This is a genomic window from Achromobacter sp. SX5 (genome assembly GCF_056711425.1).
Genome location: NZ_CM160041.1, coordinates 1076244 through 1096529 on the forward strand (window position 1 = coordinate 1076244; position 20286 = coordinate 1096529).

Sequence of the window (20286 nt, forward strand, 5' to 3'; positions counted from 1 at the left end):
CGCCCATCCGACACCCGTCCGGCCGGCGCATCCCTTAAGGAGCTCGACATGATGGAAGGCTTGTTCGGATGGTGGCGTCTTCGTTCCCGGCCGTTGGCCCTGGCGATCGGCGCCAGCCTGGCGCTGGCCGGCGCGGCGCAGGCGCAGGACCCTGGCGCATCGGCGCCGCAGGCGGCGCATGCCGACGCGGCGCGCGCGCTGCAATGGCCGCGCAGTTTCGATGCGCCCGACGGCTCGCGCATCGAGCTTTACCAGCCGCAGGTCGACACCTGGACGGCGGACCGCCTGGGCGGGCGCATGGCGGTGGCGGTCGGCCCCGCCAAGGGCAACCCGACCTACGGCACGGTGGATTTCTCGGCGCGCGCCGAGGTCAACAAGCCGGCGGGGCTGGTGCATCTGTCGGACATCCGGATCGAAAAAGTGCAGGTGCCGACCGCGCCGCAAGAGGCCGACAGGCTGCGCGCCGCGCTGCAGGCGCGGCTGCCGGCCGAGGGCGTGGTCACGCCGCTTGACGCGCTGCAGCTCAGCTACACGCTGTCGCGCGACAACCCGGCCGCCAGGCCGGTGGCCGTGGACAACGCGCCGCCGCGCATCGTCTACCGCACCGTGCCGACCGTGCTGGTGCTGGTCGACGGCGCGCCGGCATGGGCCGACGTGCCTGAAGCCTCGGGCTGGCGTCGCGTGGTCAACACGCGCGCGCTGATCCTGCGCGACGGCGCCGGCCGCCATTTCCTGCAGGCCGCGGGGCACTGGTACGAGGCCGGCGGCATCGACGGCCCCTGGACCGCGGTCGAGCATCCCGCCGCCGCGCTGCAGGCCGCCGCCGACGCGGCGCGGCGCAAGGCCGCGCCCGACCCGCTGCTGCCGCATGACGGCAAGGCGCCGTACCGCGCGCCGGCCATCGTGGTGTCCACCGTCCCGGCCGAGCTGCTGGTGACCGTGGGCCAGCCCGAACTGCGGCCGGTGCCGGGCACCTCGCTGCTGTCGGTGGCCAACGCCGACCACGCCCTGTTCATGAACCCCGGCGACAACCGCTATTACCTGCTGGTGTCGGGACGCTGGTTCCGCGGGGCGGGGCTGGAAGGGCCCTGGACCTACGTGCCGGGCAAGAGCCTGCCGCGCGATTTCGCGCGCATTCCGGCGCGGGACCCGCAATCCGGCGTGCTGGCCTCGGTGCCGGGCACGCCGCAGGCCAAGGAGGCGGTCATCGCTTCCACCATTCCCCAGACCGCGACCGTATCGCGCGGCGCGACCCTGAAGGTCGAGTACGGCGGCGGCTCGCCGACCCTGCGCCCCATCGCCGGCACCGCGCTGTACTACGCCGCCAATTCGCAGGTGCCGGTGATCCAGGCCGAAGGGCGTTACTACGCGCTGTCGCACGCGGTCTGGTTCGTGTCCGACTCGGCCTTCGGCCCGTGGCGCGTGGCCGACCGCGTGCCGGCGGCCATCTATGCCATTCCCGCCAATTCGCCGCTGCATTACGTGACCTACGTGCAGGTCTACGGCTCCACGGCGCAAAACGTGGTGTTCGGCTACACGCCCGGCTACATGGGCGTGGTGGTCGCGCCCGACGGCACGGTGGTCTACGGCACCGGCTACGCATATCCGCCTGTGATCGTGCAGGACACCTGGGTCGGCTATCCGCCCAGCTACGGCTACGACGCGGCCTTCGACACCGCGGCCGGCTTCGCCTTCGGATTCGCCGCGGCCGAAGCCTGGGGCGGCGCCGCGCCGTACTGGGGACCCTATTGCTGCGCGCCGTACTGGCGCGGCGTGGACGTCAACCGGGTCGACGTCTATGGCGCCTGGGGCGGGTCCGGCGTGGTCACGCACGCGGCCGGCTGGAACGGCTGGACCGGCACGCAATGGCAGGGCGCGCACGCCGAGGGCTACAACCCGCAGACCGGCGCCGCGTTCGAGGGCACGCGCGGCGCGGCCTATAACCAATACACCGGCAATGCCGCCGCCGGCCGGCGCGGCGCCTACACCAATCCGGTCACCGGCGCGTCCGGCGCGGGGCGCGCCGGCGTGGTGGAGAACGACGACGGCCAATGGGCCGCAGGCCGCCAGGACGCCCGCACCAACGCCCGCACCGGCCGCACGACGGTGTCCTCGGCCACCGCCTCCGGCACGGCCGGGCAGGGCGTGGACAACGTGGACCGGCGCGGCGCGACCTACAACCGCAACACCAACAGCGGCATGGCCTGGAACAACGGCAACGTCTACGCCGACCACAACGGCAACGTCTACGAGCACAACGACAACGGCTGGCAGCAGCACACCTCGTCGGGCTGGCAGCCGGTGCAAGGCGGCGACTCCAGCTACCTAAACGGCCAGCGCCAGGCGCGGGACTATTCCAGCCAGCGCAGCGATTTCCAGGGCGGCGGCTGGCAGGACCGCATGGGCGGCGGCGATTCCGGCGGCGGCTGGCGCGACCGGGGCATGGAAGGCGGCGGCGGCTGGCGCGACCGCATGGGCGGACGCGGCGGCTGGGGCGGCGGCTTCGGCGGATTCCGCGGCGGGTTCCGCCGCTGAGACACGCTCCTGCGCGCGGGGGCGGCCGTTTGCGCCGCGCCCGCGCCGGGCGCTAGACTGCCTGCTTCCCCATTTCTTTCCTGCCTTACGCCATGGCCCTGCATAGCTGGCTCATCTATCTGGTTGCGGTCATCGGCCTGTCGGTGACGCCCGGGCCCAACACGCTGCTCGCGCTCACCCACGGCGCGCTGCACGGCCACCGCAAGGCGCTGTGCACCATCGCCGGCGGCGCGGTCGGCTTCGTGGCGCTGATCGCGCTGTCGATGCTGGGCATCAGCGCCCTGCTCAAGGCCTGGGGCCCGGCGCTCACCGTGCTGAAGTGGGGCGGCGGGGCCTACCTGATCTGGCTCGGCATCCAGCTGTGGCGCTCGCCCGGCGTGCAATTGCAGCCGCCGCCCGACATGCCGAAGGCCCGCGGCGCGCGCATGTTCGGCCAGGGCTTCCTGTCGGCCATCTCCAATCCCAAGGCGCTGCTGTTCTACGGCGCCTTCCTGCCGCAGTTCATCGACCCGGCCCGCAGCCTGCTGACGCAGTTCGCCATCATGGCGGCCACCTTCGCGCTGGTGGAGTTCCTGGTCGAATACGTGCTGGCGCGCCTGGCGCACCGTGTGCGCCCCTGGCTGGAACGCGCCGGCCGGCGCTTCAACAAGGTCTGCGGCGGCCTGTTCGCCGCGATGGGCGCGGCGCTGCCGGGCTCCTGATCCTCCTTCTCGTCTCCCCGTCCTCCTCGCTTGCCGCGCCCGGGCCGAGCCCCGCGCGCGGCGGCGCGCGTCCGCCCGTCTGCTGTCCGATCGGCAAATAAAATATTTTCTTTTTAAAAATATATATATTTGCTATGCTGCCGCTGCAATGATCGCGCAGACGATCCCTGATGGCGACCGGCCGTCGCCCGTACATCGAGGAGATGAATGTGAAATGCCTTTCCATCATGGCCATGGCCGCGTCGCTGGCAGTCGCGCCGTTCGCCCAGGCCGCCCCGCAGCGCCCGCCCAACGTGCTCGTCATCCTGGCCGACGACCTGGGCTACAACGACATCCAGCCCTTTGGGCAGGACATCATCCAGACCCCGGCGCTGAACCAGCTGGCCGCCGAGGGCATGCGCTTCACCAACTACCACGTCAATCCCACCTGCTCGCCGACCCGCGCCCAGCTGCTGACCGGCGTGGACAACCACCTGGCCGGCATGGGCTCGATGGGCGAGTACTACGCACCCGAGATGGACAAGTACCCGGGCAACTACATCGGTTCGCTCAATGACCGGGTCAAGACCATCGCCGAAGTGCTCAAGGACCGGGGTTATGCGACCTTCATGGCCGGCAAGTGGCATCTGGGCGGCAAGCCGGAACAACTGCCGGCGGCGCGCGGTTTCGAGAATTCGTTCGCGCTGATCAACCCGGGCGGCAGCCATTGGGACAACAAGGGCCTGCTCGCGGTCCAGCCGCGCACGCGCTTCGTCGAGAACGAGAAGACGGTGCCGCGCGACACGGGGGAGTTTTCCTCCAATCTCTATACCGACAAATTCCTGGGCTACATGAAGTCGGCCGAGGATGCGGGCAAGCCTTTCTTCGGCTATCTGGCGTTCCAGGCCGTGCACGATCCGCTGCACGCGCCGGCGGCCGACGTGGCCAAGTACCGCGGCAAGTTCGCCCGCGGCTATGACGAGCACCGCGAGACCATGTACAAGAACATGCTGCGCGCGGGCGTGGTGCCCGCGGGCACCAAGATGTCCGAGACCACGCCGCTCTTCAAGCCCTGGGACCAGCTGACGGCGCAGGAGCGGGCGCACCAGGAGCACCTGATGGAGATCTACGCGGGCATGGTGAGCAACCTGGACAGCAACATCGGCCGCGTGATCGACCAGTTAAAGCGCAGCGGCCAGTACGACAATACCGTGATCATCTTCTTCTCCGACAACGGGCCTTCCGGCGCCTACATGGATTTCTATCCGGGCAACAAGGACGGCAGCTGGATCGCGAAGGAGTTCGACACCTCGTTCGACAACATGGGCGCGCCGGGTTCGTTCGCCGGCCTCGGACCGGGATGGGCCTATGCGAGTTCGGCGCCGTTCCGGCTGTTCAAGCTGTTCATGAGCGAAGGCGGGACGATTTCTCCGCTGATCGTGAAGGGCTCGATGGTGGCCAAGCGCGGTTCGATCAACGACGGCTACCTGGCGGTCGAGGACATCTTCCCCACCATCACGGCCATCACCGGCGCGGCGCGCGGACAGGAGCGCGACGGGGTGCCGCTGGCGCCGCTCAAGGGGGTGTCGTTCCTGGATGTGCTCGAAGGCACGGCCACGTCGGCCCGGCCTGCGGATTTCGAACGCGGCGGCGAGCTGTTCGGCAACAAGGAATACCGCCAGGGCAAGTGGAAGCTGAGCTGGATACCCAAGCCGTTCGGCGCCGGCCAGTGGCAGCTTTTCGATACCGAGGCCGATCGCGGCGAAACCACGGACCTTGCCTCGCGGCAGCCGCAGCGCGTCAAGGAAATGGCCGCCAAGTACGAGGCCTGGGCCCAGGCCAACAGGGTGATCCGCTGGGATACCGATTACCTGGACAGGGAGCTGTTCGGCTACTTCGACTGGCGCAAGAACATGCCCCGGCAGGTCGTCATTCCCGCCGAGCGCTAGACGGAGCCACGCGATGAAGATGTCCATGCGCCTGGCGGCGGCCGGCGCGATCGGCGCGGCGGCGGTGGCGGCGGGCTGGCTGGCCATCGCGGCCGGCCCCCAGCCCGGGCAGCCCGGCGACGGGCGCAACGCCCCGCCCGACATGGTGTGGGTGCCGCCGGGCGAATTCCTGATGGGTTCGGACAGCAGCCGCGCGCAGGCCAACGAGCGGCCGGCCCACAAGGTGCGGCTGCCGGGATACTGGATCGACCGCCACCACGTCACCAACCGCGACTTCGCCCGCTTCGTGGCGGCCACCGGCTACGTCACCACCGCGGAGCGGGCGCCCGACTGGGAGACGCTACGCGCCCAGCTGCCGCCCGGCACGCCGCGTCCGCCGGCTTCGGCGCTGGTGCCGGGCGCGCTGGTGTTCGTCGGCGCCGACAAGCCGGTGGATCTGCGCGAATATGCGCGCTGGTGGCGTTACGCGCCGGGCGCGAGCTGGCGCCATCCGCAAGGCCCCGCGTCCGATCTCACGGGCAAGGAAGACCACCCGGTGGTGCAGGTTTCGTACGAGGACGCCCAGGCCTACGCGGCCTGGGCCGGCAAGCGCCTGCCGACCGAAGCGGAATGGGAATATGCGGCGCGCGGCGGGCTGGACCAGGCCAGCTACGCCTGGGGCGGGGTGCTGCAGCCCGAGGGCAAAAGCATGGCCCGCACCTGGGATTCGGCCCAGCCTTTCCCAATGCAATCGCCGAAGGTCATGTCGGGCACCGAGCGGGTGGGCGCGTATCCGCCCAATGGCTACAACATCCAGGACATGGCCGGCAACGCCTGGCAGTGGGTGGCCGACTGGTACCGCCCCGATGCGTTCGCGCGCCAGGCGGCCAAGGGCGGGGCGATTTTCGACCCTGCCGGTCCGCAGGCCTCGTTCGACGCCACCCTGGTCCGGCCGGACGCGCCGCAGCGCGTCATCCGTGGGGGATCGTTCCTGTGCAGCGAAACCTATTGCGAAGGCTACCGCGTCAGCGCGCGGCAGGGGCAGGACCCGTACAGCAGCGCCGCCAACGTCGGCTTCCGGCTGGCGCTGAGCGCGGGCCAGTGGCGGGGCGGCCGGTAGGCCGCGGATCAGGCCGCGCCGCGGCCGAACCGGCTGTGTTCCAGCACCAGCGCGGTGGTGATGCGCAGGTGCTCGGCCAGGAGCGCGCAGGCCAGGTCGGCGTTCTTGGCCAGCGCCGCCTTGGCGATGGCCTCGTGCTCGGCATGCACGTCGCGCGCGCCGGCTTCGTTCTGTCCCATGACGGACAGGTTGCGGTAGCGCGAGGTCTGGTCGCGCAGGATGAGCGAGAACCGCAGGCTCCATTTGGACGGGCAGGCCGACAGCAGCGCCTCGTGGAAGGCGTCGTGCTCGGCTTCCCATTGCGGGTCCAGTCCCACGCCGCTGGCCGCCATCATGGACTGGCGCTTGAGGCGGTGCAGCGCCGCCATGACGCGGCCTTCCCATTCGATGTCGCCGTGCGCGATGGAGGCCCGCAGCGCATCGCATTCGATGCGCTGGCGCGTCTGCGTGATGTCCAGCAGTTCCTCGCGCGAGGTCTTGGCCACGCTGAAGCCGCGCTGGTCTTCGGCGTTGACGAAGCCGCTGGTCGCCAGGCGCGACAGCGCCTCGCGCAGCGGATTGACGCCGGTGTCGTAGCGTTCGGCGAGCTCTTTGAGCTTGAGCTTGGCGCCGGGCAGCAGGCGCCCGGCGATGATGTCGTCGAGGACGGTATCGGTCAGCAGCGAGGCCTGCGTACGCTGCTGGGTTGCGGCACGGGCGGGCTCGCCGCCTGTCGGGTGGCTCATTGGTTAGGGGTATCCGGATTGGGTTAGGGGGATTCTACGCTCGGCCATGAAAGTAGACAAACGAAAAAATATATATTTTTCTTGCTTTGTAGATAAAACTGCCTATACTGGCCTGCAAGGATGGAGCCCGACGCTGCGTAGCCCATCCCGTGCGGCGCCGCCCTGCCGCGGCGCTTTTTGCGCGGCGCTCTTGCGGTCATCAAGGACATCATGAAACTCATACGCTTTACCCACAACAACGAGCGTCACCTCGGCATCCTGCGGGGCGACGAAGTGGTCAGCCTGGGCCGGCACGAGGTGCTGGACCTGCTGCGCCAGGGCGTGGACCTGGCCGCCTTCGCCAAGGAACGCGCCGCGGGCGGGCGTCCGATCCCGCTGGCCGAAATCGGCTACCTGCCGCCGCTGGACAACGCCGGCAAGATCATCTGCATCGGCCTGAACTACCGCGACCACACGGCCGAAAGCAAGTTCGAGCAGCCCGACTATCCGACCGTGTTCAACCGCTTCAACAGCAGCCTGATCGCGCACGGCGACCCCATGATCCGGCCCAAGGCCTCGGACTCGCTGGACTACGAAGGCGAGATGGCGGTGGTGCTGAACGGCGGCGGCCGCTACATTTCCAAGGCCGAGGCGCTGAAGTACGTGGCCGGCTACTCGGTCTTCAACGACGGCTCGGTGCGCGAATACCAGTTCAAGTCGCCGCAATGGACCGTGGGCAAGAACTTCGACGGCACCGGCGGCTTCGGCCCCGTGCTGGTCACGCCCGACGAACTGCCCGCCGGCGGCAGCGGCCTGGCGCTGGAGACCCGCCTCAACGGCAAGGTGGTGCAGTCGGCCAACACCCGCGACATGGTGTTCGACGTGGCCACGCTGATCTCGGTCCTGAGCGAATCGTTCTCGCTGGAAGCCGGCGACGTGATCGTCTCGGGCACGCCCTCGGGCGTGGGCTGGGCGCGCCAACCGCGCCTGCTGATGCAGGACGGCGATGTGTGCGAGGTGTCCATCGAAGGCATCGGCACGCTGACCAATCCGGTTCGGCTGGAGCGCTGAGCCGCGCGCGGGCCCGGCGCGCCGGGCCGACGAAAAAAGGACGGAGACATTCCAATGAAAGAACTCAGAACCCCCGTGCTGGTCGTGGGCGCAGGTCCGGCGGGCCTGAGCGTGACGGCGCTGCTGGCCAAGTACGGCATTGAAACGCTGACGGTCACGCGCTATCCCGGCACCGCCAATTCGCCGCGCGCGCACATCACCAACCAGCGCACCATCGAAGTGATGCGCGACCTCGGCATCGAGGACCGCGTGCGCGCCCAGGCCACGCCCAACTTCCAGATGTCGAACAACGTCTGGGCCACCAGTTTCGCCGGCAAGGAACTGGCCCGCCTGCAGACCTGGGGCACGGGCGGGGAGCGCAAGGCGGACTACGAAAAAGCGAGCCCCTGCGAGATGTGCAACATCCCGCAGCACATTCTGGAGCCCATCATCCTGGGCGCGGCGCGCGAGCATGGCGCGCATTTCCTGTTCAACACCGAACTGACCTCGATCGCGCAGCAGGGCGACGAAGTCGTGGCGCACCTGGTCGACAAGCTCAGCGGCGAGGAAATCCGCGTGATCGCGCAATACGCGGTGGGCGCCGACGGCGGCAACAGCATCGTGGCCCGGCAGCTGGGCTTCGAGTTCGACGGCCAGATGGGCCTGGGCGCGGCAGTCAGCTGCTGGCTGGAGGTGGACCTCACGCCCTACGTGCAGCACCGCCCCGGCGTGCTGTACTGGATGACCGAACCCGGCAACACCTACTGGTTCGGCAGCGGCACCTTCGTCTGCGTCAAGCCGTGGAACGAATGGATCATGCTCTACATGTACGACAAGGAAAAGGGCGAGCCGGACCTGAGCGAAGCGGCCATCATCGCCCATGCCCGCAGCGTGATCGGCGTGCCCGACATCCAGGTCAGGGTCAAGTCGGCCAACAAGTGGCAGATCAACCATATCGCCGCGCGCCAGATGAGCAAGGGCCGGGTGTTCCTGGCCGGCGACGCGGCGCATCGCCATCCGCCGGCCAACGGGCTGGGCACCAATACCTCGATCCAGGACGGCTTTAACCTGGCCTGGAAACTGGCGATGGTGCTCAAGGGCCAGGCCGGCCCGCAACTGCTGGAAACCTATTCCCAGGAACGCCAGCCGGTGGCGCGCGGCGTGGTCGACCGCGCCATGAAATCGGTGCAGGACATGAAGGCCATCGCCGACGCGCTGGGCTTCATTCCCGGCCAGAGCGCGCAAGAGGGCTGGGCCAATATCGACGAACTGTTCGGCGACACGCCGCGCGGGCGCGAACGCCGCGCCCAGCTGGATGCGGCGGTGGAATTGCAGAACTACCAGTTCAATTGCCACGGCGTCGAACTGGGCCAGGTCTACGCCTCGTCCGCGGTGGTGGCCGACGGCAGCAAGCGCAAGCCCTTCGAGCGCGACGCCGAGCTGTACCACCAGCCCACCACCTACCCCGGCGCCTCGCTGCCGCATGCCTGGGTCGAGCTGGACCGGCGCCGCGTCTCCACCCTGGACCTGGTCGGCCACGGCCGCTTCACCCTGCTGCTGGGCCGTTCCGACGCCGTGTGGCGCGAAGCCGCCGAGGCGGTCCGGCAAACCCTGGGGCTGGACCTCGCGGTCCACACCATCGGCGCCGGCTGCGAAGTGGCCGACGTCTACGGCGCCTGGGCGCGCCTGCGCGAAGTCTCCGAGTCGGGTTGCGTGCTGGTCCGCCCGGACCGCCACGTCGCCTGGCGCGCCGATTCCGCGCCCACGGCCGAAGTCGCCCGCGCGCAATTGCTGGAGGTGTTCGCGCGCGTCGTGGACCGGGCTTCCGTCCCGCAGCCGGCGCTCGCATAATCGAAACCAGTCGGTCCCGAGGAGACAAGAATGTCGTTCAACAAGCCTGACTCAGCCCGCTACGGCGTGCACTCGATCGATCATTTCGCGCTCCAGGTCCCCGACCTGGAGCAGGCCGAACGCTTCCTGCGCGCCTTCGGCCTGGAGGTCGCGCACGCCGGCGGCGCGCTGGAGCTGCGCTGCGCGGGCGACGACCATTGCTGGTCGCGCATCGTCGGCGGCGGCCCCAAGCAGCTGGCCTATCTGAGCCTGAACTGCTATGAGGACGAGTTCGACGCCATCCGCGAGCAGGCGCTGGCCGCCGGCGCGCGTCCCGCCGCGCCCGGCGCGCATGGCGAGTCCGGGGGATTCTGGTTCCTGGACCCGGACGGCAACCTGCTGCAGCTCAAGCCCGGCCCCAAGACCAGCCCGGACACCAAGAGCCGCAATGCCAGCGTGCAGGTGGCGCCGGGCCAGCGCGGCTCGGCCGGGCGCGGCAAGCGGCCGCGCGCGCGGCCGGCGCGCCTGTCGCACGTGCTGATGTTCACCACCGACATGGAGCGCTCGCTGCGCTTCTACAGCGACGCGCTGGGGCTGTACCTGTCCGACCGCTCGCGCGACATCGTGGCCTTCATGCACGCGCGCCACGGCTCGGACCATCACCTGGTCGCCTTCGTCAAGGACGCGGCCCGCGGCTGGCACCACAGCGCCTGGGACGTGCCCGGCCTGGAGGACGTGGGCTGCGGCGCCGAGCAGATGCGCGACGCGGGCTACAAGGAAGGCTGGGGCGTGGCCCGTCATACGCTGGGCTCGAACTACTTCTATTACGTGCGCGATCCCTGGGGCTCGTTCTGGGAGTACTCGGCCCACATCGACTACGTGCCGGCAGGTTTCGACTGGCCCGCGGGCGATTACCCGCCGGAAGACGCGCTCTACATGTGGGGGCCGGAAATGCCGGCCTACTTCGTGCAGAACACGGAAAGGCAGTAAGCGTTCAGGCCGGGGCGCGCCAGCGCCCCGATGCCGGGTCGACTTCCACGCGCGCGCCGCCCCGGCGCACCTGTTCCTCGTCCTGCGGCGCATCGACGTCGAAAACAATGCCCAGCGCCTGCGCGACGCCGGGCGCCTCGACCGGCAGCTCCCAGGTCAGGAACAGCTGCGACAGGTCCGCGCCGCCGGCGAAGTCCGACTCGCGGAACCGGTCGCGGCCGCGCGGCACCACGGCGTGCGGCTGCGCGGTGTCGAAAATCATGGCCGTGCCGCGCGCCAGCGCGATCCGCTGGCCGCTGCCCGGAAAGACCACGTCCAGCCCCTTGTCCTCGCTCAGGAACAGATTGCAGAAGACCGCGTCGCCGTACTGCCCGGCGTCGTGATGAAAGCGTGCGCCGCGGCACGCCATCAGCGCCATGTCGGCCTCGTCCAGCGCCGCCGCCAGTCCCAGCGCGCCGGTCCAGCCGCGCATCGCATCCAGGCACAGCCCGAAGCCGGGCCAGCGCGCCCGCGTGCGGGCCAGCGGCATCTGCTCGACGTCGCCGGGCTCCAGGCACAGCCGCGTCGCGATCTCGCGCTCCCAGTCCGCCGCCGTCCGCGCCGGCGCGGGCGGCACGTCCAGCGCGGCCGTCAGCGCTGCGGCGGCCACGCTGCGGCTGCGCATGGCTGCGCCGCTCAGGTAATGGACGGCGAGGGAGTCGGGGGCGCGGTTCATGGGGAGCGATGGGGAGGTGGCAGCGGCCAACCATAGCATTGCCTGGCCGCGGCGGCAGCGATGACCGGCCGGCGGACGCCGGGCGCGCCGTTTGCGCGCAAACCGAATACAGTGCTGGGCAGGCCCGGGCGCGGTTGCCGCGGGCGGCATTTCACAGCACAGATCAGGAGACGGCATGGATACGGTAGGCAAGACAAACAGCGTGCGCGAGCGCGTCGGCGAGGCGGAATGGCAGGTGCGCAAGGATCTGGCGGCGCTGTACCGGCTGGTGGCGCTGTTCGGCTGGGACGACCTGATCTTCACGCACATCACCGCCAAGGTGCCCGGCACCGAGCACTTTCTCATCAATCCCTACGGCATGATGTTCGACGAGATCACGGCGTCCAGCCTGGTCAAGATCGACCTGCACGGCCGCAAGGTGATGGAGTCGGAGTACGACATCAATCCCGCCGGCTTCACCATCCACAGCTGTATCCACGCGGCCCGCAAGGACGCGATGTGCGTGCTGCACACGCACTCGATCAACGGCGTGGCGGTCTCGGCGCAGAAAGAAGGGCTGCTGCCGCTGTCGCAGTTCGCCTTCATCGTGCTGCGCTCGCTCAGCTATCACGATTACGAGGGCCTGGCGCTCAACCCCGACGAGCAGCCGCGCCTGGTGCGCGATCTGGGCAGCAACAACTACCTCATCCTGCGCAACCACGGCCTGCTGACCGTGGGGCAGAGCATGGCGGAGGCGTTCCAGGCCATGCACCGCCTGGAAGCGGCCTGCATGGTCCAGGTGCGGGCCCAGGCCGGCGGCGGCGAACTGACCCACATTCCGCCCGAGGTGCTGGCGCGCGCCGCGGTCGAATCGCCGGCCGACCGCGCCCACAAGGCGGCGCTGGCCTGGCCCGGGCTGCTGCGCCGGCTGGACCGCCGCAACCCCGGCTACGCGGAGTAGAGCGGCGGGACGTCATTACGACATCACGACATCATGATGTCTTGATGTTATGATGCCGGCATGCCCAATGAAACCGACTACGCCCCGCTCTACGCCCGGGTCGAGAACGCGCTGGCCGCGGAAATCGCGGCCGGCGGCCTGCCGCCCGGCAGCCAGCTTCCACCCGAAGACGGCCTGATCGCCCGCTTCGGCGTCAGCCGCACCACGGTGCGCAAGGCGATCGAACACCTGGTGGCCCGCGGGCTGGTCGAGATCCGGCGGGGCAGGGGCACGTTCGTGGCCGAACCCAAGCTGACCCAGCCGCTGACGGGGCTGAGCGGCTTCGTGGAGGACATGGCGGCGCTGGGCCGCCACGCCACCGCGCGCCTGCTGGACAAGCGGCCGGTGCCGGCCTCCGAGGCCGTCGCCCGCCAGCTCGGCGTGGCGCAGGGCACGCAGGTCTACCGCATCGAGCGCGTGCGCCTGGCCGACGGCGTGGCCATGTCGTTCGACGAAACCTATCTGCCGCTGGAGATCGGCGAGCAGGTGGCCAGCAACGACCTGGAAGCCGAGCCGATTTTCGACCTGCTGGAGCTGCGCTACGCGCTGCCGCTGATCGAGGCGCAGTACCAGCTCGAAGCCGTCACCGCCGACGCGCACGTGGCGCAGGCGCTGGGCGTGCCGCCCGGCAGCCCGATCTTCCTGATCGAGCGCACGTCCTACACCGAGGGCCAGCGGCCCGTCGACTACGAAAAACTCTATTACCGCGGCGACCTGATCCGGTTCTCCACCCGCCTGGCGCGCGCGCCCCGCCGGCCATGACGGACAGCGCGCAGATCCTCTGGCTGTTCGCCGCGGCCTTCGGCGCCAGCGCGCTGGGCGGCGTGCTGGGCATGGCCAGCGGCATTTTCATCGTGCCCATCCTGACGCTGCTGTTCGGCGTGGACATCCACGTGGCCATCGGCGCCAGCATCGTCTCGGTGATCGCCTGTTCCTGCGGCAGCGCCGCGCCGTTTCTGAAGGGAAGGCTGACCAACGTGCGGCTGGCCATCGTGCTCGAAACCGCGACCACGCTGGGCGCGCTGACCGGCGTGTTCCTGATCGGCATCGTGCCCACGGCGTTCCTGTACGGCCTGTTCGCCGTCATCCTGGCGCTGTCGGCGCAGCAGATGCTGGCGCGCCGCCGCGAGGTCGCCGCGGTCGCCGCGCCCGGGGCCGCGAGCTGGGCCACCGCGCTGCGCCTGCATTCCAGCTTCCCCGACAGGGCGCTGGGCCGCGAGGTGCATTACCAGGTCGGCCGCGTGCCGCTGGGGCTGTCGCTGATGTACGCGGCCGGGCTGGTCTCGGCGCTGCTGGGCATCGGCTCGGGCGTGCTCAAGATTCCGGCGATGGACGCCGCGCTGCGGCTGCCCATCAAGGTGTCCTCGGCCACGTCGAACTTCATGATAGGGGTGACCGCCGCGGCCAGCGCGGGCGCGTATTTCGTGCGCGGCGACATCGACATCGGCATCGCCGGCCCGGTGGCGCTGGGCTCGGTGGCCGGCGCGCTGGCGGGCGCGCGCGTGCTGCTCGGGCTGCCGGCGGACAAGCTGCGCCTGTTCTTCGTCATCGTGCTGGCGCTGCTGGCGGTGCAGATGCTGCTGAGCGCGTTGGGCGTGTCTTTTCCGGGAGGCGCGGCATGAGCGCTGCGACGGACCTTCAGGCGCGGCGCGACCGCCGCATCGCGGCGCTGCTCTGGTACGGCACCTGGGCGGCCTCGGCCTGCATCGCCATCGGCATGGCGCTGGACCTGCTGCTGCCGGCCGGCGGTTACCGGCTGGTGCAGGCCGGCGTGGCGCTCTTCATCCTGCTGCCGGTGGCGCGGGTGGCGCTGATGCTGGCGATCTTCCTGCGCGAGCGCGATTACGCCTACAGCGCGATCTCCGCGCTGGTGCTGCTCATCATCGCGGCCGGCGTGCTGTTCGGCCTGCGCTGAAGGCCGGCGCGGCCGGTTTTCCTATAATCCCCGGGCGCCTTTTTCCTTCCAGGACGGATACATGCATTCCATCACCCCCCAGGATGTCTACGTGCCCACCAGCCAGGGCCGCCTGTTTGCGCGGCGCTGGGACCCGGCCGGCGCGCAGGACGCCGGCGCGCCCATCGTGCTGATGCACGACTCGCTGGGCTGCGTGGAGCTGTGGCGCGACTTTCCCGAACAGCTGGCGCAGGAGACCGGGCGCAGCGTCATCGCCTACGACCGGCTCGGCTTCGGCCGCTCGGACCCGAACGACGCCGTCTTCGACCCCGGCTTCGTCGAGGCCGAGGCGCGCGACGGTTTCCGCCTGCTGCGCGAGGCGCTGGGCATCAGGCCGTTCGTGGCCTTCGGCCACAGCGTGGGCGGCGGCATGGCGATCTGCAGCGCGGGCGAGTACGCCGCCGATTGCCGGGCCCTGATCACCGAGTCGGCGCAGACCTTCGCCGAAGACCTCACGCTGTCCGGCATCAGCGCCGCCAGCCGCAACTTCGCCGAACCCGGCCAGCTGGACCGCCTGAAGAAGTACCACGGCGAAAAGGCCGCCTGGGTGCTGCGCGCCTGGGTCGATACCTGGCTGTCGCCGGCGTTCGCCGACTGGAATCTCGACGCGCGCCTGCGCCAGGTCCGCTGCCCGGTGCTGGCGCTGCATGGCGAGCTGGACGAATACGGCTCGCGCCGGCACCCCGAGCGCATCGCGGAACTGACCGGCGGGCGCAGCGTGCTGCTGGAGAACTGCGGCCACGTGCCGCACCGCGAACAGAGCCGCATCGTGCTGGACCTGGTCGGCCAGTGGCTGAAGGCCTAGGCCGGCCGCGCGTCCCAGGTCCGGTCGTCGATCAGGCCGCGCACCACCTGCCGCAGCGTGCCGGCCACGCTGCGCGCGGCGGCGTCGCCCAGCACGCTGCGGCGCTGCGCCAGGCAGATTGAGCGGGTGAAGGTGGGCGACAGCCGGCGCGTGGCCAGCGCGCCTTCGCGCACCTCGCGGGCCACGGCGCAGGGCGCCAGCAGGCTGAACCAGGCGCCGGTCCTGAGCAGCTGGATCAGGTAGGCGCCGGCGTCGATTTCTATGCCCACGTTGAGCGCGGTTCCGTGGCGCAGCGCGTAGTCGTCGAGCGCGGCGCGGATGCCGTGGCGGCGCGACGAGATGGCCAGCGGATAGTCCGCCAGCGCCGCCACGGACACGGTCTTGCCGGCCTTCAGGCGCTGCGGCACGCCCACCAGGTGCATGTCCTCGTGTGCGATGGGCTCGCTGTGCACGCCGGACGTGGAAGGCCGGTCGAACACCAGCGCCAGGTCCAGCTCGCCGGCCAGCAGCCAGCTCCAGAGATAGCCCGAGAACCCGTCCACCACCCGCAGCCGGATGCGCGGATAGTCCTGCGACAGCCGCGCGATCAGCGGCAGGGCCAGCACCGCCGCCGCGGAAGCCGGCAGCCCGATGGAGACTTCGCCCTGCGGTTCCTGGGCGCTGCCGCGGATGTCCTCGAACGCGGCCTGCGTGCGGCCCACGATGTCGTAGGCGCGCGCCAGCAGCTCGACGCCGGCCGGCGTGGGCGCGACCCCGCGTATGTCGCGTTCCAGCAGTTGCGCGTCCAGCGCCGCCTCCAGCTTCGCCATGGTCACGGTCAGGGCCGGCTGCGCGATGTGCAGCCGGCGCGAGGCGGCCGAGATGCTGCCTTCTTCGCAGACCGCGATAAAGGCGATCAGGCGGGGGATGTCGAGCTGGCGGGCATTGTGCATGGGGCGGCAGGGTGGAGGATGGCCATAATTCAGCAATATGGCGGTATAGGGTAAAGATATTTTACGGATAGGGGGCGCGGCGGCAAACTGCGGTCCGATACGTTGTTGCCCGGAAGAAATCCCCATGTCCCAAGCAAGCCTGGCCCCGCAGTCCGGGGCCGAACTGCCGCCGCTCAAGTCGATACGCGGCTTCCATGTCGGCGGGTCCATCGTCGAACTGAGCGACGCGCCCGCGAGGACGCTGCAATCCGTGCCCGGCCTGGAGGCGCGCGCCTCCGACCCCAACGGCCGCCACGCGGTCGGCCAGCTGTACGTGCAGCATTTCGCGCTGGCGCGGCCGGCCCATCCCTATCCGGTGTTCCTGTGGCACGGCGGCGGCATGACCGGCTGCACCTGGGAGCAGACGCCGGACGGCCGCCCCGGCTGGCACGACTACTTCATGCGCGCGGGCTACGACACCTACGTCAGCGACGCGGTCGAGCGCGGGCGCGCTTCCTGGCCGGCGCCGGAGCTCGTGGCCGGCGGGCAGGCCGAGCACCGCAGCATCGAGCAGGCCTGGGATCTGTTCCGCATCGGCGAACCCGGCGCGACGCAGGGCTATCCGGGCCAGCAGTTTCCGGCCGATTGCATGCCGCAGCTGGCGCGCCAGTTCGTCGGCCGCTGGGTGAGCAACCGCGAGCGCGCCATCGCCGCGTATGCCGAGCTGCTGGGCCGCGCCGGGCCGGGCGTGGTGATCGCCCACAGCGAGGGCGGGCGGCTCGCGCAAAGCGTGCTGCAGGCCGTGCCGGACCGCATCAAGGCGCTGGTGCTGGTGGAGCCGGCCGGCGGCGTGCAGGCCGACGCCGCGGCGTTCGCGCGCATGGCGGCGGTGCCGGTATGCGTGCTGTGGGGCGACTACTTCGACCGCAGCCCGCTGTGGCGGCGCTACCGCGAGCAGACCGACGCCTGGCTCGACGGCCTGGCGCGGGCCGGCGGCAGCGTCACCCGGATGGACCTGCCGGCCCTGGGCATCGCCGGCAATTCGCACCTGCCGATGATGGACCGCAACAACGCCGAACTCGCCGCCATGCTGGACGCGTGGATCCAGGGCACCCACAACGATTCCATATGAACAGGAGACCCACCATGAAAATTTCCGCAATCGCCAGGCTGATGGCCGCGGCCGCCCTGCTGGCCGGCGCCGCCGCCGCGCACGCCGAAGCCGCCTATCCCGACCGTCCGATCCGCATGATCATCCCTTACGCGCCGGGCGGCTCGCTCGATCCGATCGGGCGCGTGCTGGGCGAGGAACTGTCGCGCCGCCTGCAGCAGCCGGTGGTGGTGGAGAACGTGGCCGGGGCGAGCGGCATGCTGGGCGCCAACCGCGTGGCCAAGGCCAATCCCGACGGCTACACGCTGCTGATCGGCATCACCTCCAACGTGTCGCTGGCGCCGCTGGTCACGCCGCAGGCGCAATACCAGGCCGCGGATTTCGACGCGATCTCCATGGTCGGCACCAGCGGCCTGGTGCTGGTGGCCCGGCCCGACCTGCCGGTCTCGGACCTGGCGGGCGCGCTGGCGCTGGCCAGGCAGAAACCCGGCAGCCTGTCCTACGGCATTCCGGGCACGGGCTCGCTCTATCATCTGGCGATGGAGGCGCTCAAGTCCGACACGGGAACCGATATCGTGGCCGTGCCGTACAAGGGCGCGGGGCAGGCCAGCATCGATCTGATGGGCGGGCAGATCGACCTGGCCCTGCTGGGGCTGCCGGCCATGCTGCCGCACATCGCCAATCACAAAATGAAGGCGCTGGCCGTGATGAGCAGGAACCGGGACGTGGGCGACAAGAACATTCCGTCGGCCTCGGAAACCGCGGGCCTGGAAGGCATCGACTACGACATCTGGACCGGCGTGTTCGCGCCCAAGGGCACGCCGGAGCCGGTGCGCCAGCGCCTGCACCAGGAGATCCAGGCCATCCTGCAATCGCCGGAAGTGATCGAGGGCTACCGCAAGATGGGCGTGGAGGTCGCGCCGCCCCAGACCCTGGCGCAGTTCTCCGCCTTCATCGCCGGCCAGACCGACAAGCTCAAGAGCGATATCGGCCGCACCCGCTTCAATCCGGGCTCGTAAAGGGCGGCGGCGCGGTTCACAGCGCCGCGATCCGTGCTTAGAATCGGACTGGCCCGGCGTTTCCGGGCCATGTCCGTTTACCAGGTGTCCGATCCCATGCCCGAAATTCCGCCTCTTCCCCAAGCCGTCCACGACCCGGCCACCCGCCACGCGATCTTCCTGGTCGCCACCCTGAACGAGGGCGCCGGCTCCGCCGAAACGCTGCGGGGCTGGTGCGAAGACGTCGCCGCCCGCGTGCGCACCGTGGCGACCCGCGCGCCGCAACAAAACCTCTCCTGTGTCTGTGCGTTCGGCTCCGCCGTCTGGGACCGCGTCTTCGGCGCGCCGCGCCCGGCGGCCCTGCATCCGTTCCGCGAATTCGGGCCGCCCGGACGCGTCGCCGTCGCGACCCCCGGCGACCTGCTGCTGCACATCCGCGCCGATTCCATGGACCTGTGCTTCGAGCTCGCGACCCTGCTGCTCAACGACCTGGGCGATGCCGTGACGGTCGTCGACGAAGTCCACGGTTTCCGCTATTTCGACCGGCGCGCCATCATCGGCTTCGTCGACGGCACCGAGAATCCGCAAGGACGCGAGGCGGTGGACTTCACGGTGATCGGCGACGAGGACCCGGAGTTCGCCGGCGGCAGCTATGTGCTGGTGCAGAAATACCTGCACGACATGGACGGCTGGAACGCGCTGACGGTGGAAAACCAGGAAGGCATCATCGGCCGCCACAAGCTGTCCAACGTGGAGCTGGACGACGACATCAAGCCGTCTTCGTCGCACAGTTCCCTGACCACCCTCGAAGAGAACGGCCAGGAAGTGAAGATCCTGCGCGACAACATGCCTTTCGGCCGGGCCGGCTCGGGCGAGTTCGGCACCTACTTCATCGGCTACGCGCGCTCGCCGGCGCCCATCGAGCAGATGCTGGAGAACATGTTCGTCGGACGGCCCGTCGGCAACTACGACCGCCTGCTGGATTTCAGCCACGCGGTCACGGGCGGGCTGTTCTTCGTGCCGTCGGCCGACCTGCTGGAAGCGCTGGCCGAGCGCGCCCCGGCCGCCAGCGAGGCCGCCGCCCCTAGCGCTCCTGCTCCAGCGTCGCCTTGATCCGCAGCATGCTGTCCTGGTTGACCTGAATGAGACCGGAGGCCGGCTGATCTATGTCCAGGATGAAGGTCAGGACCAGCGATATCAAGGTGGCGAACAGGCCGGTCGAGATGAGCCGCCTGCGTTTCTGCAGGCCGGTTCCATAGGCGATGAACGCCATCGCGCCGGTGGTCACGATGAAGAGCAGGTAGAACACCGGCTCGGGCACGTGGTTCTCCAGCGCGACGCGGCGTTTTTCGTTGACCTGCGCCATGTCGTTGATGGCCTGGATGAACAGGACCGAAGCCATGGACGGCGGCGATTCCAGCACGCCGGCCGCGGTGGAGCGGATCTGGCGTTCGATGCGCCGCGAGGTGGCGCCGGCCAGCGCCAGCCGTGCGCTGTCGTTGTCGGCGTCGTGGAACTCCAGCGCGGTGTCGGCGTATTCCCGCAGCAGCGCCGCGATCGGCTCGCGCGCCGCGGGCGGCAGCAGCTGCGAGCGCCAGTAGGCGTTGCCGATGGCGTTGGCCTCTTCGGGCACCAGGTTCTTGCGCGTCTCGAAGCGGGTGACCGACATTGCGAAGGTAAAGCCCAGCAGCAGCGCCAGCAGGCCCAGCAGGGCGGTCTGCAGCGCGCCGATATGGGCCTTGGCCGACTCGTCGGAAGCGCGGCGCAGCTTGCGCCCCAGGCGATATCCCAGCTCGATGACCGTCAGGAAGACGGCCACGCAAATGAAAAAGATGTAGACCTCATCGATTTGCTGGAGCACGTCGTTGTTCTTGGCTGTCGGTGGGGCATCAAGCGTATGCCGATTCGGACGCCGCGGGCAAGAGCGATTTACCCGCGGGCCGCCCGGGAGTAAGGTTCGTCTTTCCTGTAAGCGA

19 protein-coding genes are annotated in these 20286 nt (G+C 69.7%); 15 read left to right on the forward strand and 4 right to left on the reverse strand.

The features are described from left to right. The first annotated feature begins 51 nt into the window (after positions 1–51). The 4 genes from AC1M14_RS04910 to AC1M14_RS04925 all read left to right on the forward strand — a co-directional run bounded on the left by AC1M14_RS04910 (position 52) and on the right by AC1M14_RS04925 (position 6263). The gene (locus tag AC1M14_RS04910) at positions 52–2535 is read left to right on the forward strand and encodes a carbohydrate-binding family V/XII (protein ID WP_479731783.1); all 2484 of its coding nucleotides are present in this window, start codon (positions 52–54) and stop codon (positions 2533–2535) included. Between the two features lie 92 nt (positions 2536–2627). Continuing rightward, positions 2628–3236: a LysE family translocator gene (locus AC1M14_RS04915; protein WP_102773859.1), complete on the forward strand. Its 609-nt coding sequence runs from the start codon at positions 2628–2630 to the stop codon at positions 3234–3236. 209 nt (positions 3237–3445) lie between these two features. Continuing rightward, on the forward strand, positions 3446–5164 hold the full coding sequence (locus AC1M14_RS04920; RefSeq protein WP_479731135.1) for an arylsulfatase: 1719 nt from the start codon (positions 3446–3448) through the stop codon (positions 5162–5164). 19 nt (positions 5165–5183) lie between these two features. Next, positions 5184–6263, forward strand: a complete 1080-nt coding sequence (locus tag AC1M14_RS04925; protein WP_479731784.1) for a formylglycine-generating enzyme family protein — start codon at positions 5184–5186, stop codon at positions 6261–6263. Positions 6264–6271: 8 nt separating this feature from the next. Here the strand turns inward: AC1M14_RS04925 and AC1M14_RS04930 are convergent, their stop codons facing one another. Then, a complete protein-coding gene (locus AC1M14_RS04930) occupies positions 6272–6988 on the reverse strand; it encodes a GntR family transcriptional regulator (RefSeq protein ID WP_102773856.1) in 717 nt (238 codons plus the stop codon). A gap of 210 nt (positions 6989–7198) precedes the next feature. Between AC1M14_RS04930 and AC1M14_RS04935 the strand changes: the two genes are divergently transcribed. From AC1M14_RS04935 to AC1M14_RS04945, 3 genes are read left to right on the forward strand one after another with little or no spacing between them, the layout of a single operon-like run. Beyond that, positions 7199–8038 carry a fumarylacetoacetate hydrolase family protein gene (locus AC1M14_RS04935; protein WP_102774158.1) on the forward strand — a complete coding sequence of 280 codons (840 nt, stop codon included), beginning with the start codon at positions 7199–7201 and terminating at the stop codon, positions 8036–8038. 54 nt (positions 8039–8092) lie between these two features. After that, positions 8093–9868, forward strand: a complete 1776-nt coding sequence (locus tag AC1M14_RS04940) for an FAD-dependent monooxygenase (RefSeq protein WP_479731136.1) — start codon at positions 8093–8095, stop codon at positions 9866–9868. 30 nt (positions 9869–9898) lie between these two features. Continuing rightward, positions 9899–10837, forward strand: coding sequence for a VOC family protein (locus tag AC1M14_RS04945; protein ID WP_102773854.1), 939 nt, complete (start codon positions 9899–9901; stop codon positions 10835–10837). 4 nt (positions 10838–10841) lie between these two features. Here the strand turns inward: AC1M14_RS04945 and AC1M14_RS04950 are convergent, their stop codons facing one another. Then, positions 10842–11552 (reverse strand): hypothetical protein, encoded by a 711-nt coding sequence (locus tag AC1M14_RS04950; protein ID WP_479731137.1) that lies wholly within the window; start codon positions 11550–11552, stop codon positions 10842–10844. A 175-nt stretch (positions 11553–11727) separates the two neighbouring features. Here AC1M14_RS04950 and AC1M14_RS04955 point away from each other — a divergent pair, with 175 nt between their 5' ends. The 5 genes from AC1M14_RS04955 to AC1M14_RS04975 all read left to right on the forward strand — a co-directional run bounded on the left by AC1M14_RS04955 (position 11728) and on the right by AC1M14_RS04975 (position 15290). After that, positions 11728–12492 carry a class II aldolase/adducin family protein gene (locus tag AC1M14_RS04955; RefSeq protein ID WP_102773852.1) on the forward strand — a complete coding sequence of 255 codons (765 nt, stop codon included), beginning with the start codon at positions 11728–11730 and terminating at the stop codon, positions 12490–12492. A gap of 60 nt (positions 12493–12552) precedes the next feature. After that, the gene (locus tag AC1M14_RS04960; RefSeq protein ID WP_102773851.1) at positions 12553–13293 is read left to right on the forward strand and encodes a GntR family transcriptional regulator; all 741 of its coding nucleotides are present in this window, start codon (positions 12553–12555) and stop codon (positions 13291–13293) included. Further along, on the forward strand, positions 13290–14153 hold the full coding sequence (locus AC1M14_RS04965) for a sulfite exporter TauE/SafE family protein (protein WP_111825751.1): 864 nt from the start codon (positions 13290–13292) through the stop codon (positions 14151–14153). Before AC1M14_RS04960 ends, AC1M14_RS04965 begins: the two co-directional genes overlap by 4 nt. After that, entirely contained in the window at positions 14150–14446 is a 297-nt protein-coding gene (locus AC1M14_RS04970; protein WP_102774157.1) for a DUF1634 domain-containing protein, read from the forward strand. The genes AC1M14_RS04965 and AC1M14_RS04970 overlap by 4 nt, the downstream gene beginning before the upstream one ends. A 61-nt stretch (positions 14447–14507) precedes the next feature. Next, positions 14508–15290 (forward strand): alpha/beta fold hydrolase, encoded by a 783-nt coding sequence (locus tag AC1M14_RS04975; protein WP_479731138.1) that lies wholly within the window; start codon positions 14508–14510, stop codon positions 15288–15290. On the opposite strand, the gene AC1M14_RS04980 is transcribed toward AC1M14_RS04975, so the two are convergent. Next, the gene (locus AC1M14_RS04980; RefSeq protein WP_168202174.1) at positions 15287–16222 is read right to left on the reverse strand and encodes a LysR family transcriptional regulator; all 936 of its coding nucleotides are present in this window, start codon (positions 16220–16222) and stop codon (positions 15287–15289) included. The genes AC1M14_RS04975 and AC1M14_RS04980 overlap by 4 nt on opposite strands. Positions 16223–16346: 124 nt before the next feature. On the opposite strand from AC1M14_RS04980, the gene AC1M14_RS04985 reads away from it, so the two are divergent. The 3 genes from AC1M14_RS04985 (at position 16347) to AC1M14_RS04995 (ending at position 19423) form a co-directional block, all read left to right on the forward strand. After that, complete coding sequence (locus tag AC1M14_RS04985) at positions 16347–17333, forward strand: alpha/beta hydrolase family protein (protein WP_479731139.1); 987 nt, start codon at positions 16347–16349, stop codon at positions 17331–17333. A 14-nt stretch (positions 17334–17347) separates the two neighbouring features. Further along, on the forward strand, positions 17348–18331 hold the full coding sequence (locus tag AC1M14_RS04990; RefSeq protein WP_168202172.1) for a tripartite tricarboxylate transporter substrate binding protein: 984 nt from the start codon (positions 17348–17350) through the stop codon (positions 18329–18331). A 96-nt stretch (positions 18332–18427) separates the two neighbouring features. Further along, the gene (locus AC1M14_RS04995; protein WP_102774156.1) at positions 18428–19423 is read left to right on the forward strand and encodes a Dyp-type peroxidase; all 996 of its coding nucleotides are present in this window, start codon (positions 18428–18430) and stop codon (positions 19421–19423) included. Here AC1M14_RS04995 and AC1M14_RS05000 read toward each other — a convergent pair. Continuing rightward, positions 19395–20171: a bestrophin-like domain gene (locus tag AC1M14_RS05000; RefSeq protein ID WP_479731140.1), complete on the reverse strand. Its 777-nt coding sequence runs from the start codon at positions 20169–20171 to the stop codon at positions 19395–19397. The two genes, AC1M14_RS04995 and AC1M14_RS05000, sit on opposite strands and share 29 nt — an antisense overlap. Positions 20172–20286 lie beyond the last annotated feature (115 nt).

Bases quoted from the DNA above. Each gene is read 5' to 3' on its own strand.
- AC1M14_RS04910 (WP_479731783.1), top strand. From the start codon at position 52: ATGGAAGGCTTGTTCGGATGGTGGCGTCTTCGTTCCCGGCCGTTGGCC.
- AC1M14_RS04915 (WP_102773859.1), top strand. From the start codon at position 2,628: ATGGCCCTGCATAGCTGGCTCATCTATCTGGTTGCGGTCATCGGCCTG.
- AC1M14_RS04925 (WP_479731784.1), top strand. From the start codon at position 5,184: ATGTCCATGCGCCTGGCGGCGGCCGGCGCGATCGGCGCGGCGGCGGTG.
- AC1M14_RS04930 (WP_102773856.1), bottom strand. From the start codon at position 6,988: ATGAGCCACCCGACAGGCGGCGAGCCCGCCCGTGCCGCAACCCAGCAG.
- AC1M14_RS04935 (WP_102774158.1), top strand. From the start codon at position 7,199: ATGAAACTCATACGCTTTACCCACAACAACGAGCGTCACCTCGGCATC.
- AC1M14_RS04940 (WP_479731136.1), top strand. From the start codon at position 8,093: ATGAAAGAACTCAGAACCCCCGTGCTGGTCGTGGGCGCAGGTCCGGCG.
- AC1M14_RS04945 (WP_102773854.1), top strand. From the start codon at position 9,899: ATGTCGTTCAACAAGCCTGACTCAGCCCGCTACGGCGTGCACTCGATC.
- AC1M14_RS04950 (WP_479731137.1), bottom strand. From the start codon at position 11,552: ATGAACCGCGCCCCCGACTCCCTCGCCGTCCATTACCTGAGCGGCGCA.
- AC1M14_RS04955 (WP_102773852.1), top strand. From the start codon at position 11,728: ATGGATACGGTAGGCAAGACAAACAGCGTGCGCGAGCGCGTCGGCGAG.
- AC1M14_RS04960 (WP_102773851.1), top strand. From the start codon at position 12,553: ATGCCCAATGAAACCGACTACGCCCCGCTCTACGCCCGGGTCGAGAAC.
- AC1M14_RS04965 (WP_111825751.1), top strand. From the start codon at position 13,290: ATGACGGACAGCGCGCAGATCCTCTGGCTGTTCGCCGCGGCCTTCGGC.
- AC1M14_RS04970 (WP_102774157.1), top strand. From the start codon at position 14,150: ATGAGCGCTGCGACGGACCTTCAGGCGCGGCGCGACCGCCGCATCGCG.
- AC1M14_RS04975 (WP_479731138.1), top strand. From the start codon at position 14,508: ATGCATTCCATCACCCCCCAGGATGTCTACGTGCCCACCAGCCAGGGC.
- AC1M14_RS04980 (WP_168202174.1), bottom strand. From the start codon at position 16,222: ATGCACAATGCCCGCCAGCTCGACATCCCCCGCCTGATCGCCTTTATC.
- AC1M14_RS04985 (WP_479731139.1), top strand. From the start codon at position 16,347: ATGTCCCAAGCAAGCCTGGCCCCGCAGTCCGGGGCCGAACTGCCGCCG.
- AC1M14_RS04990 (WP_168202172.1), top strand. From the start codon at position 17,348: ATGAAAATTTCCGCAATCGCCAGGCTGATGGCCGCGGCCGCCCTGCTG.
- AC1M14_RS04995 (WP_102774156.1), top strand. From the start codon at position 18,428: ATGCCCGAAATTCCGCCTCTTCCCCAAGCCGTCCACGACCCGGCCACC.